At 72.8% G+C, this 12155-nt stretch carries 11 protein-coding genes; 3 read left to right on the top strand and 8 right to left on the bottom strand.

The window, feature by feature from the left end:
• Positions 1 to 17 precede the first annotated feature (17 nt).
• Positions 18 to 1019 carry a GNAT family N-acetyltransferase gene (locus ACFYSC_RS20225; RefSeq protein ID WP_389963613.1) on the top strand — a complete coding sequence of 334 codons (1002 nt, stop codon included), beginning with the start codon at positions 18 to 20 and terminating at the stop codon, positions 1017 to 1019.
• Between the two features lie 156 nt (positions 1020 to 1175).
• On the opposite strand, the gene ACFYSC_RS20220 is transcribed toward ACFYSC_RS20225, so the two are convergent.
• The 6 genes from ACFYSC_RS20220 to ACFYSC_RS20195 form a co-directional block, all read right to left on the bottom strand.
• Complete coding sequence (locus ACFYSC_RS20220) at positions 1176 to 2591, bottom strand: AAA family ATPase (protein ID WP_389963610.1); 1416 nt, start codon at positions 2589 to 2591, stop codon at positions 1176 to 1178.
• Positions 2588 to 4057, bottom strand: coding sequence for a hypothetical protein (locus ACFYSC_RS20215; protein WP_389963607.1), 1470 nt, complete (start codon positions 4055 to 4057; stop codon positions 2588 to 2590). Before ACFYSC_RS20215 ends, ACFYSC_RS20220 begins: the two co-directional genes overlap by 4 nt.
• Entirely contained in the window at positions 4054 to 5157 is a 1104-nt protein-coding gene (locus ACFYSC_RS20210) for a hypothetical protein (protein ID WP_362946630.1), read from the bottom strand. The genes ACFYSC_RS20215 and ACFYSC_RS20210 overlap by 4 nt, the downstream gene beginning before the upstream one ends.
• On the bottom strand, positions 5154 to 5930 hold the full coding sequence (locus ACFYSC_RS20205; RefSeq protein WP_389963604.1) for a hypothetical protein: 777 nt from the start codon (positions 5928 to 5930) through the stop codon (positions 5154 to 5156). The genes ACFYSC_RS20210 and ACFYSC_RS20205 overlap by 4 nt, the downstream gene beginning before the upstream one ends.
• A 217-nt stretch (positions 5931 to 6147) precedes the next feature.
• The gene (gene gndA, locus ACFYSC_RS20200) at positions 6148 to 7596 is read right to left on the bottom strand and encodes an NADP-dependent phosphogluconate dehydrogenase (protein WP_389963601.1); all 1449 of its coding nucleotides are present in this window, start codon (positions 7594 to 7596) and stop codon (positions 6148 to 6150) included.
• 76 nt (positions 7597 to 7672) lie between these two features.
• Complete coding sequence (locus ACFYSC_RS20195; RefSeq protein WP_389963598.1) at positions 7673 to 8314, bottom strand: hypothetical protein; 642 nt, start codon at positions 8312 to 8314, stop codon at positions 7673 to 7675.
• Between the two features lie 143 nt (positions 8315 to 8457).
• Here ACFYSC_RS20195 and ACFYSC_RS20190 point away from each other — a divergent pair, with 143 nt between their 5' ends.
• Together ACFYSC_RS20190 and ACFYSC_RS20185 are read left to right on the top strand one after the other, a co-directional pair.
• Positions 8458 to 9066, top strand: a complete 609-nt coding sequence (locus ACFYSC_RS20190; protein WP_389963595.1) for an RNA polymerase sigma factor — start codon at positions 8458 to 8460, stop codon at positions 9064 to 9066.
• On the top strand, positions 9047 to 9844 hold the full coding sequence (locus tag ACFYSC_RS20185) for an anti-sigma factor (RefSeq protein WP_389963591.1): 798 nt from the start codon (positions 9047 to 9049) through the stop codon (positions 9842 to 9844). Before ACFYSC_RS20190 ends, ACFYSC_RS20185 begins: the two co-directional genes overlap by 20 nt.
• A 120-nt stretch (positions 9845 to 9964) precedes the next feature.
• Here the strand turns inward: ACFYSC_RS20185 and ACFYSC_RS20180 are convergent, their stop codons facing one another.
• Positions 9965 to 11320: a glycosyltransferase family 4 protein gene (locus ACFYSC_RS20180; protein ID WP_389964448.1), complete on the bottom strand. Its 1356-nt coding sequence runs from the start codon at positions 11318 to 11320 to the stop codon at positions 9965 to 9967.
• Between the two features lie 634 nt (positions 11321 to 11954).
• A partial coding sequence (locus tag ACFYSC_RS20175; RefSeq protein WP_389963588.1) for a hypothetical protein occupies positions 11955 to 12155 on the bottom strand: 201 nt, incomplete at its 5' end.

Genomic DNA, 12155 nt, shown 5'->3' with positions numbered 1-12155 from the left:
CCGGCACACTCGGGGCCATGGAAGACACCCTCGAAGCGACCCCCGTACCCGAGCCCGGCCGCGCCGTCGCGCCGGCCGTCACGGCCGCCGGGCACACCATCCGGCGGCCGGAGGCCGGCGACGCCGAGGCCGTCCACGAACTGGTCTCCCTGTGCGACACCCAGGTGATCGGCAAGGCCGACATGACCCTCGACGACGTCGCCGACCAGCTGAACGACCCCTCCTTCGACCCCGACGCCGACGGCTGGCTCGTCCACGACCCCTCCGGGCGCCTGGTCGCCTGGGCCTGGGCCTGCCGCAGGGGCGACGACGGCGCCGTGGAGTTCGACGTGGTCGTCCACCCCGCCGCCCCCGAGCTGACCGGCCGCCTGTGGGACACCGTCCTCGACCGCGCCCGCCGGATCGCCGCCGGGCTCGGCCACGACCACGCCGTGGCCGACATCGCCGTGTACCGCGAGGACAGCGGCAAGCGCGCCCTCGCAGCCGCCCGCGGCTTCGCCCACGCCACCGGCTTCATCCGGCTCCGGGCCGACCACGGCCCGTCCCTCGCCCCGCCGGAGCCGCCGCCCGGCGTGACGGTGCATCGGGGGACCACCGAGGAGGCGCGCCGCCAGGCCCACGCCGTCGAGCAGGTCGGATTCGCCCGGCACTTCGGGTTCGTCCCCAAGGACTACGACGAGTGGCACGCCGAGCTCGACTCCTCCGCCAGCACCGACTGGACGCAGCTCGCCGTCGCCCGCCTCGACGGCGAACCGGTGGCGATGCTCCTCGGCACCGACGCCTTCGCCGCGGACGAGAACTGCGGCTACGTCCGCCGGCTCGCCGTGGCGCCCCCCTTCCGGGGGCGCGGCCTGGGCCGGTTCATGCTGCGCGCCGCCTTCGCCGACGACGTACGGCGCGGCCGGATCGGCACCTGCCTCCACGTGGACGCGGGCAACGTCACCCCCGCCCTGGACCTGTACCTGTCGGTGGGCATGCGCCAGGTGCTGGCCATCGACGTCTGGCGGCGGACCCTCTGACCGTCTCCGGGCACGGCACGCCGTACCCGGAGACGCCGGCCGGGCGGCCGTCCTCGGGGGAGCGTGCCCGAGGGCATCATCGGCCGGGCGGCCGTCCTCAGGGGAGAACCGCGCCCGCACGCGCGGCGCCGTCCCCGCCCTCCGGCCGGAGCGCCCTCAGCGGTCGGCGGCCACCCGATGCTTGGCCAGGTGCGCCAGCACCGCCTGGTTGGCCTCCCACCCGTCGGGGAACTTCACCGGCACCCCGAGCCGCACCGGTTCGGCCGACGGGTGGGCGTCCAGCAGTTCGGGGATGCCCGCCCTGGCCACCACCACGCAGGCGTGCCGGTGCCGCGAGGCCAGCACGCACAGCCGCCCCGACTCCAGGTGGAACGCCGTGGCGTCGCGGCGGCCCGACAGCGGATGCAGCATGATCGTCACGTCGTACTCCCGGCCCTGCAGCCGGTTGGCGGTGTCCACCGTGATCTCCTCGGGCACCCCGGCGGCGCGGATCGCGGCGACCTGGTCGCGGTGCGCCGCGCCGATCGCGATCCGGTCGGCCGTGACCCGGTGGCTGCCCCGCTCCGAGTGCGCCACCGGCGCCCGCTGCAGCAGCCGCACCGCCAGCACCGCCACCGCCTGAACCGCCTCGGCGTCGGTGCGCACCGTGTGGCGGCTCGGCAGCTCGTACAGCGCCCACCCCGAGGCCGCCGCCTCCTCCAGCGCCCGGTCGTAGGAGGTGCGCATGCCGTCGACCGTCAGCTCCAGCGCCCGGTCGGCGTCGCCGGTCCCGGCGCGGAACCCGGTGAACGGGTAGAACGCCTCCGACACCACCGGCGCCGCCGAGGCGGGCAGCCGCCAGGACACCGGCAGCCGGTGCACCGGCAGGTCCGGGTTGTGCCGCAGCAGCACCGAGACCGCGCTCTGCACCGGATCCCACGACAGCCCGGCCCAGCGGTCGCCGTCCACGATCGAGAACGGGTCGAGCTGCCCCGGGTCGCCCACGAACAGCGCCCGCTCGAACAGCGAGGCGATGCGCAGCAGCTTGTCCGAGCGCATCTGGTACGCCTCGTCCACGATCGCCCACGGCCAGGTGCGGTCGCCGATCCAGGCCCACTTGTCCGCCGTGGCCACCACCACCGCCGGATCCCCCAGGTCGGGCAGCTTGCCCGCCACCGACACGTTGGGGTGACCCAGGACCCGGCCCGGCGTGACGTAGCCGCTCGCCGACAGCCGGCCGATCGTCAGGTCCGGGTGCTCGGTCGCCAGCCGGTCCACCAGGTCGTCGACCTGCTCGTTGGTCTGCGCGACGATCATCAGCGGCTCGCCGGTCTCCGCGATGTGCCCGGCCGCCCGGACCACCAGCGTCGACTTGCCCGCCCCGGGAGGGGAGTCGACCACCACGCCCCGGTGGCGCGGCAGGTCGGCCAGGACCGCCTCGACCACGGCCGCCGCCTCCCGCTGCGGCGACACGGCGGGAACCACGAGACGCGAGGCGGCCGGGCCGTACGGCAGCGCCTCCGGGCGCGCCTCCGGCACCACCCCGAGCACCCCCGTACGGCGCGCCCCCGGCGTCCCCCGCTGAACGCTCATGACCATTCCTCCCGCGCGTCGTCGTCATCCGGCACGTACTCCTCCGGCGGGCCGCCGTGGGTCCACGGGGTCCGCTCGGGCTCCGGCAGCGCCGCCGAGGACTGGAAGTCGTCGGTCAGCGTGGTGTAGGTGACCTGCTCGCCCGGCTCGGGCACCGCCCCCGGGGCGGCCACCTTCCCGCGGCCCATCCCCTTGGTCACCTTCAGGGTGATCTCGTCGCCGTCGATCCCGACGACCTCGGCGGCGTGGCCGCGCCGGTCGGGGCTGCCGAGCACGGCGCCGGGCGTCAGCCGCACCGGGTCGGCGGTGCGGACCGTGACCAGCGGGCGCAGCTTGCGCGAGCGGCCCTCGCCCTCGGTGTTCTCCGGATCGGAGGAGACGACCGTCCCGGCGAACGCCTCACCGGTCAGGCGGTACTCGGCCATCACCAGCGGGTCGTCGTAGGCGCGCTGCACGTCGTAGCTCGCCCGCGCCCGCTCCAGGGCCGCCAGCCGCGCCGCGGCGCCGACCGCGCCGTCCCGGCGAGCCTGCGGCGGCCCGCCCTCGGCGATCATTTCGAGGAACCGGGTGAACGACCCCCGGTCGGTCTCCCAGCGGCCGGCCACCCGCGAGCCCTCCGGCAGGGCGCGCAACAGCTCCACCGACCGCCACATCAGCCGCCAGGTCGGCTCCAGCTGGGTGCGCAGCGCCTGGGCGACGCGCTCCACCGCCCGCGCGGTCGGCGCCTCCTCGTAGGCGCGGACGGCCGGGCCGAGCACCTCGTTGTCGAACCCCGGATCGGTGGCCGGCCCGGCGGGCGGCCACAGCAGCGGGTCCTCGGCCTCCTCGGCGGCCCGCCTGCCGTCCATCCCGGCGGGCGGGTCGATCCACCCTGCCAGCGCCGCCAGGTTGGCGTCCTCCAGGGCGCTCTGCCCGGTCGCCCAGTGCGCCGACAGCGCCTCCGTCATCGACATCATCAGGCACGACCCCGGCCGTCGCGACCGGTCGGCGAAATACGTCAGCCACCGCCCGAGCAGCGGCACCGACGGATGCACCGGGTAGGGGCCGTCGGCCCGGCGGAACCGGGTGGAGCGGCCGAGCAGCCCGGCGAAGGCCGCCGCCGAGCGGTTCGGCACCAGGATCTGCGGCGCGTCCAGGCACCGCTCGTACGGGTCGCCGCCCCTGCGCTCCACCGTCTCGGTGGTCTTGGCGAACCCCTCGACGTACGGCAGCAGCACCTCGGCCAGCTCCGCGGCGAAGGCGAACCGCAGGTCGCGGTTGCGCGGCTGGGGAACCACCAGCAGCCGCGGATGGTCGGGGTCGGCGCCGACCATGGCGCCCAGCGGGGCGAGGGCCTCCCCGGCGAGCTGGAGCGGCACGAACACCATCGGGCGCGGGGCCAGGTGGCAGTGGCGGACCGTGGTGATCCGCTGCGCGGTCCCGTCGCGGACGGCCTTGAGGCGGGCCAGTGCCGTCAGCGTGCTCATCCCAGGCACTCCTCGCGCAGGCGGTGGGCCAGGCGGAGCAGGTGGGCGATCTCCTCCTGCCCCTCGGCGGGCTCCGCGGAACCCTCGGCCAGGGCGAGCGCCTCGTCCACGCCCAGGATCCCGCCGAGCTGGTCGCGCACCTGACGTCCGAGCTGGTCGGTGGATCCGCCGCAGCGGGCCTCGTCACGGCAGAACATGCACATGTCGCAGGTGGACAGGCAGTCGGGCGCGTACCGGGCCGGGACCTCGCGCAGCGCGCCGGCCACCTCCCGCGCCGGCCGGGTGGGGACCCCCTCGGAGTCTGGGGCCAGGTCGAAGGTGATCCCCGCGGGCAGCTCCTCCACCAGGTGGTCCACCCGGGTCATCCGGTCGAGCTGCCGCCGGAGCACCGCGAGCTGCCTGCGGACGTCCACCAGCGTCGCGACCGGCCGGTTGGCGAAGTTCTCCGGGCACACCAGCACCACGTCGTGCGACACCCGCTCCGGGTCGTGCCCGAGGTCGGCCAGCAGGGCGCGCAGCGCCAGCACGTACACGGCGGCCTGCCGGGCCGCCGCCGCGACCTTCTCCGGCTCGGCCTGGCCGTCGACCACCGCGAACGACTTGATCTCCACGATGTGGAAACGGCCCTCGACCTGGAAGGCCACCACGTCGGGCTCCAGATAGGAGGTCTGGCCGGCGATGCGGAGGCTGAGCAGCGGATGGTCGTAGAAGACCGCCGCGTCGTCGCCCTCGCGCGCCGCCCGGTCGATCAGGGCGCGCGTGTGGGAGTGGCGCAGGTGGGAGCCGACGCTCTCCACGTCCTGGTAGCCCACCTGTGCGATCGGCAGCCCGAGCAGCTCGCGCAGCAGCCGCAGCAGCTCGGCGCAGCCGTTCTCCTTCACCAGCGCCTCGAAGACGTTCCCGCGGGTGATCGCGAACTGCGACTGGCCGAACGGGGCCGGGAAGCCGATGTGCCGTGCCGTGAGGTCCTTGTCCACCCCGGCGGCGTCCAGCACCGCCCGGCGGGCGCAGCCCGGGTTCGCGGCCAGCGCCGCGATGGCCCTGGCGTCGTGGGCGCGGGGCGGCACCGGCCCGCGCAGCTCGTCGAGCCTGTGCCTCAACAGGCCGCCTCCTTCAACGCGCCCAGCGCGGCGGCGCCGAACAGGCGCTCCACGTCCGGCAGCCGTCCGGTCGCCCGGACCGCCACCTCGGTCCGCTGCGCCGTGTCGGCCGCCCGGTGCACCTCCAGCTCGGCCCGTGCCGCGCGGATCGCGGTCGCAGGGTCGGCCGGGGCGAAGCCCTCCGTCGCACCGGGGATGTTCTGCGCCATCCGCGTCAGCAGCCGCACCGCGCCGGGCGGCGGCTCGGGCAGCCGGGCCAGGTGCTCTGCGACGCGCACCGCCGAGGTCAGGAAGTCGACGCGCGGGCTCAGCGGCCCCAGCACCCGCAGCTCCGGGGCCCACGTGCTGACCGCGAGCAGCCCGCGGGCGGGGGAGAGGCGGTCGGTCAGCGCCGCGCACAGGTAGTACGGCCGCGCGTACGGGTCGCTCCGGAACGAGCGCTCCTCGTCCCGCCGCAGGCTGGTGAGCTGCGAGCCGCGCAGCGCGCGGGAGAAGAACGCGTCGTTGACCGCGACGATCAGCTTCGGGGCGGCGGGCACGCCCAGCAGGGCCAGGGCCTGGTGTACCTGCTCCCGGATGGGCAGCAGCGGCGCCTCCGGCTCGGGGGCCGGGAGCTCCTCGGCTCCGACGGCCCGGTCCCACTCGTGTTCCATCCGGCGCAGCTCGCCGCGGAGCGACCGGGCCAGGGAGTGCTCCTTGGCCTTGACCGCGCGGCGGACCTCGGCGCGCAGGTCGGCGATCCGCCGTTCCAGCGCGTCCAATGACTCACTCACGGCACGGAGCGTAACAGCAGTCCCATCGGTTTCCCGGGATTTCCCGGGAATTCCAGTCTTCGGGTCGCGCCGTCCGGCTTCGGGCCGCGCCCCGGCTCTCCGGGTCGCGCCACAGGTCTTCGGGCCGTGCCGTCCGGCGTCCGCCACCGGAGCGGGCGTTCCTCACCCGCCCCGGTGAGCCCCGGACCTCACCGGGGCGTGCCCGTCCCCGTCGTGGTCAGGCCCCGATCTCCGTACGGTCCCCGGACCACAGCGTGTGGAAGGTCCCCTCCCGGTCGGACCGCTGGTAGGTGTGCGCGCCGAAGAAGTCGCGCAGCCCCTGGACGAGCGCCGCGGGCAGCCGGTCCGCGCGCAGCGAGTCGTAGTAGGCCAGCGCCGTCGAGAAACCCGGCGCCGGGACGCCCGCCCCGGCCGCCGTCGCGACCACTCGCCGCCACGACTCCTGCGCCAGGCCCAGCGCCTCGGCGAACAGCGGCGCCGTCAGCAACGTCACCGGAGGGCTCTCCTGCTCGTACGCCTCGCGGATGCGGTCGAGGAAGACCGCCCGGATGATGCACCCGCCACGCCAGATCGTGGCCAGCGCGCCCGGATCGACGTCCCAGCCGTACTCCACGCTGCCGGCCCGGATCTGGTCGAACCCCTGCGCGTAGGCGATGATCTTCGACGCGTACAGCGCCCGCCGTACGTCCTCCACGAACTCCCCGCGGCCCGTGCGGTCCCCGGCCGGCGGAGCCTGCGGCGCGCCCGCGGGGCCGGGCAGGTCCCGTGCGGCCAGCCGCAGCTCCGTGTGGCCGGACACCGACCGGGCGAACACCGCCTCGGCGATGCCGCTCACCGGGACGCCCAGTTCCAGCGCGTTCTGGACGGTCCAGCGGCCGGTGCCCTTCTGCTCGGCCCGGTCGGCGATCACGTCGACCAGCGGCCGGCCGGTGACGGCGTCCACCTGCCGCAGCACCTCGGCGGTGATCTCGATGAGGTAGGACGACAGCTCGCCCCGGTTCCACTCCTCGAAGACGTCGGCGATCTCGGCCGGGCTCAGCCCGAGGACCTGCCGCAGCAGGTCGTACGCCTCGGCGATGAGCTGCATGTCGGCGTACTCGATGCCGTTGTGGACCATCTTGACGAAGTGCCCTGCGCCGTCCGGGCCGATGTGCGTGCAGCAGGGCACGCCGTCCACCTTGGCGGCGATGTCCTCCAGCAGCGGGCCCAGCGCCTCGTAGGACTCCCTGGACCCGCCCGGCATGATGCTCGGCCCGAGCAGCGCGCCCTCCTCACCGCCCGACACGCCCGTGCCGACGAAGTGGATCCCCAGCTCCCGTAGCGCCGCCTCCCGCCGCCTGGTGTCCAGAAAATGGGCGTTCCCGCCGTCGACCAGCATGTCTCCCGGCTCCAGGAGCGGGGCGAACTCCTCGATCACCGCGTCGGTCGGCGCCCCCGCCTTCACCATCACCAGGACACGCCGGGGCCGCTCCAGCGCCGCGACCAGTTCCTCCGGTGTGTCACAGGCGACGAACTCACCCTCGTGGCCGTGCTCCTTCAGCAGGGCGTCGGTCCGGTACCGCGACCTGTTGTGCACGGCCACCGTGTGCCCGTGCCGGGCCAGGTTCCGCGCGAGGTTGGCCCCCATCACGGCCAGGCCGGTGACTCCGATATGCGCCTGTGGCATCCTTCGACCTCTTCCCTGAAGACGTGCATGACGTTTTGGGGCTTATGTTCAAGGATGTCAGGGCGCGTCCGGGCCGTCAGAGGTGGAGTGTCGTCGACGCGGTGCCGATCCGCAGACCCGCCTTGAACAGGTGGGTCTTCAGCGCCTTGTTCAGCGCGCCCGCCGCGACGCCGGTGAGCTTCACCCGGATGTCGCGAGCTCGGACCACCGACCCCTCGGCCTTCAGCTTCGCCGCCGACAGGTCCAGGTCGAAGACCGGGACGCGGACCTTCGGGTCGTCGTTGACGTTGCCCGTGACCTTGCCCTTGGCCAGGTCGATGACGAAGTCCCCGACCTTGATCCGCTTACCGTTCTTCGCGTTGACGAAGGACAGGTCACCGCGGTGCTCGACCTTGCCCGCCAGCGGGTCCACGGTGGCGCGGCCGCCGGTCACAGGGAAGCCGAACGACAGCGACAGGTTGTCGCCGGAGATCCGCACGCCGGTCTTACCGGGGGAGGTGGCATAGGCGGAGAGCCCGTTCTCCAGCAGGACCCCGCCCAGGCCCCGCACGGTGGTGACCGTGGTCTGACCGCCCCTGACGGGCGCGCTCGCGGACACGGAGGCCGCCGAGGAGATGGGCGCCGCCGCGGCGGTGGCCGCAGTGACCGGAGCCTGGAGGGAGAGGGCGAGCAGCGAGCCGCCGACGGCCAGGGTGCTCAGCGTACGAAGGGTGCGCATGGGGATCTTCTTTCTCTTTACGGTGTTCCCGGTGACTCTTTGCGTCTTCGCTTCCTCTTCTCGGGATGAGCACCGGTTGGATGCACCGGAGATTGTTGTTTTCTGACGCATCCGAGACGGCCGTCCCTTCGAAAGAAGAGACGATGGTTGCCCCAACCCCCGACCGGGAGATGCCACAGAGCACCGGTCCCGACAGCGCGGAACTGGACGAGGCGTCACTCGCCGCCGGCCTGAGGTCCGGGGACGAACGCTGCCTGGCCGAGATCTACCGGCGGTGGTCTCCGATGGTCCACACGATCGCCCTGCGCTCCCTGCGTCGTGTCCCGGACGCCGAGGACGTCACCCAGCAGGTCTTCATCGCCGCGTGGAGGAGCAGGACCGGATACGACCCGGCGTCGGGCTCCCTGCCCGCCTGGCTCACCGGCATCGCCCGTTACGAGATCGCCAACCGATGGCGGCTGATCCAGCGGGAACAACGGATCTCCCAGCGTCTGGTCAGTCTGGAGGCCGATCCGCCGCAGGCTCCGTCCGCGGAGGCGGTGACCGACGGCGTCCTGCTGGCAGAGGAGCTCGGCAGGCTGGGCCAGCCACGGCGTACCATCCTTGAGCTGGCCTTCTACCAGCAGCTCACGCACGTGGAAATCGCAAGCAGACTCAACCTGCCGCTGGGAACGGTGAAGAGCCACATCACCCGAGGACTTGACCGCCTGCGCCGGCGACTGGGGGTGGACGGTGCGCCATCTGGACGCTGACACGCTCGCCCTGGTCGCCCTGGGTGAACACGAGGAGCCGGAGCACCTGAACGCCTGCGCCGCCTGCGGGACGAAGCTCGGCGAGCTTCGCCGGGTGGTCGCGGCGGCCCGGCACGATCCTCTGTCCGCCCCCGCACCCCACGTGTGGGAAGGCGTGCGAGCCGAGCTCGGGCTCTCCCCGGATCTCGTGTCCGGCGCGCCCGCCGGCCCTTCCGATCCCTTCGGCTCTCCTGACCTCTCCCGTTCTTTGGGGGACATCCCGGGCGTGCCCGCCGCCCCCCTCCGACGCTCCACGCGCGGGCGGACTGTACGGCACGCCGACACGCCGGTCCGGCGAACCCGCCTCTGGGCGCTCACCGCGGCCCTGACCGCCGGACTGCTCGCCGGAACCGGAGGCACACTCCTGATCCAGCGCCTCACATCGGAGCGGACGCCTCAGGTCGTCGCGGCTCATACGGATCTCGGCCCTCTGCCCGGCAACCGGGGGACCGGCGTGGCCGAGATCCGGACGGGGCGGGACGGCGGGAAGCGGCTCCAGGTCCGGCTCGACGACCTCCCCGCCTTCGACGGGTTCTACGAGGTGTGGCTGCTCGACCGGGATGCGAAGCGGATGATCTCCCTGGGAACGGTCGACCCCTCCGGGCGTGGTTCCTACCCACTCCCCGAAGGGGTCACGACCGCCGACTACCCGGTGGTGGACATCTCCCGGGAACCGCTGGACGGGGACCCCCGCCACTCCTCCGACAGCGTCATCCGGGGCACGCTGCCCGGTGGGTGAGGCGCGACACGGCATGCCGCTCGTCTCCGGGACGCGGAAGAGGCGAGGCACTCGGCACGCCCGCGCCGGCGAAGCGGATCCCCCGCTCCCGCGGCGCCGTGCCGCCGGTTCCGTCCAGGGTCACGCCGCGGACCTCGTCGCCGGGCTCGTGCCGGTCTTGTCATATGTCTCGTCACGGGTTTCGCCGCGGGTCTCGTCACGGCGTTCGTCGCGGGCCGGGAGCTTCTCGACGTCGCCGCGCGCCGTACGCTGGAGATCGTCGAGCAGCGCGTCCCACCTGGCGCCGACCGCGTCGAGGGAGTACGCGGAGGCCGTGCTCAGGGCGTTCCGGCCGAGGGCACGGCGCAGCTCGGGGTCCTCTATCAGCCGGGAGACGGCCCCGGCCAGGAACTCCGGCTTCTGCGGGCGCACCAGCAGCCCGTCGTGCCCATGGGTGATGATCTCCCCGGGGCCGTGCGGGCAGTCGAAGCTCACCACGGGCACGCCCTTGCTCATCGCCTCCAGGATGGTCATGCCGAACCCCTCGTAGCGGGAGCTGACGACGTACATCGACGACTTGGACAGCTCGACGCCGATCTCGCTCGAACTGCCCATGAGGAGCACCTTGTCCGTCAGACCGGCCTTCTCGATCCTGGCGCGGAGCCGATCCTCGGCCTTCTGGGTGCCTCCGCCGTAGATGCGCAGCACCCAGTCCGGGTGCTCCTCCGCGACCAGCGCCCACGCCTTGACGAGACGGTCGAAGCCCTTGGCGTGGACCAGCCTGCCGATGGCGGCCACGCTCTTCTCCTCCAGGGCCGAGACGTCACCGGCCAGTTCCGGGACGGCGTTGGGAATGCACAGCAGCCGGGCCGGAGGGTCGTTCCGCAGTGTCCTGGCGTAGTGCTCCCGGTCGGCCTCGGTGAGGGTGACGAACGCGTCGAACCTGCCGTAGCGCCGTTTGATCAGCCGCCGCATCTCGGGGGCATGGACCTCCAGCGCCACGTGCTCCTGGCCGATCGTCAGCACCTCGAGCGGCGCGAACAGCGCGGTGATCAGGTTGAATCCCGGCCGGGTGGAGATGACCACGCCGGTCCGCATGGACCGCAGATAGGCCACCAGGCGGAGGTCGGTCCACAGCGAGACGGACCCGTGCACGTTCTCCTGCTTGGGCACCAGAACGCTCGGGAAGCGCGACAGCAGGCGCGCCACCGGGCCGCGCGGACGCGTCCGGTCGTCCAGGAACGTCACCCGCACCCCCGGCGGGATCGGGAAGAACGGATGCTCGGCCGCGCGGACCACGCTGACGATCTCCACGTCGCGTTCCCTGGCGAGGTATCCCGCCAGGTTCAGCACCGTCCGGATGGTGCCGCCCATGCCGTAGGCGTGCTGGAGCAGGATTCGAACCGTTCCGGTGTCGGCCGCGGGCGCGCGCCGCACGCGCCTTTCGTTGACCGTCTCCAGCAGGCGTACCCCCGCACGCCTGACCGCCACGCGCATTCTCCCCGTCACTCGTGTCTCCCCCGTGTAGAAGTGGTTCGTATAGAAGTGATCGCTCTTACAGCCTTAAGAACCATTCCGCGTGCCTCCTGGTTGCCCGGGAACGCGAAGAACATGCTCAGACCGGTGGCAGAGCCACTGACTCGTCCCCGTGGGGACAGCCGCGTCCCCGTCCCCGCTCCGTCCTCCGCCGGAAGGGGCGATCATCCCTACGGGGCCGGCCGCCCGTCACCGGAGCGGGAACGGATCGGGGGGAGGCGTTCCCGCTCCGGGTTCGCGGGAGTGGATCGGGACGCCGATGGGAGGCGTCGAAGGTACGCCTCCTTCGGTACGCCTCCTTCCCTCGTCGGAGGGCGGCTGGAACGACGCGGCACCCCTCGTCCGGAGGGACGGTGGAACGGGGCGGCAGCGGGTGCACGGTCGATTTGACGATGCGGCCCGGTGTTCATAAAGTTCACCAGGCCCGAGGGAGACGGCGGAGCCGCCGTGATCTCGGAGCCACCCCACTGATCTGATCCGCCCGTTGGGATCTCTGTGTTCCGACGGCATTCGATTCGACTCGAATCGAATGATGGAGTAAGTTGGAGGGGTTGTCCCGGAAACGGGCGCCCGAATTCCCTTCGGGACGGTTGGATCAAAGCAAATCGCTCCGAAAGAGCGGTTTGACACGAAAAAGCCGGTCTGAAAGAATAAAGGCACAACGAAACGAACGAAACGCCCCGGAGAGACGGGCCTGAGGGTCCGGTTCGACGGTGAACGCGTCCGTTTCTTGAGAACTCAACAGTGTGCTAAAAGCCAGTGCATGATGCACAACCCCGTCCCACCCGCCTTCGGT

It is taken from the genome of Streptosporangium sp. NPDC004379, assembly GCF_042873875.1.
Classification (GTDB): Bacteria; Actinomycetota; Actinomycetes; order Streptosporangiales; family Streptosporangiaceae; genus Streptosporangium.
Note: the sequence above shows the minus strand (reverse complement) of the source record. Positions and strands in the feature narration are given on the sequence as shown.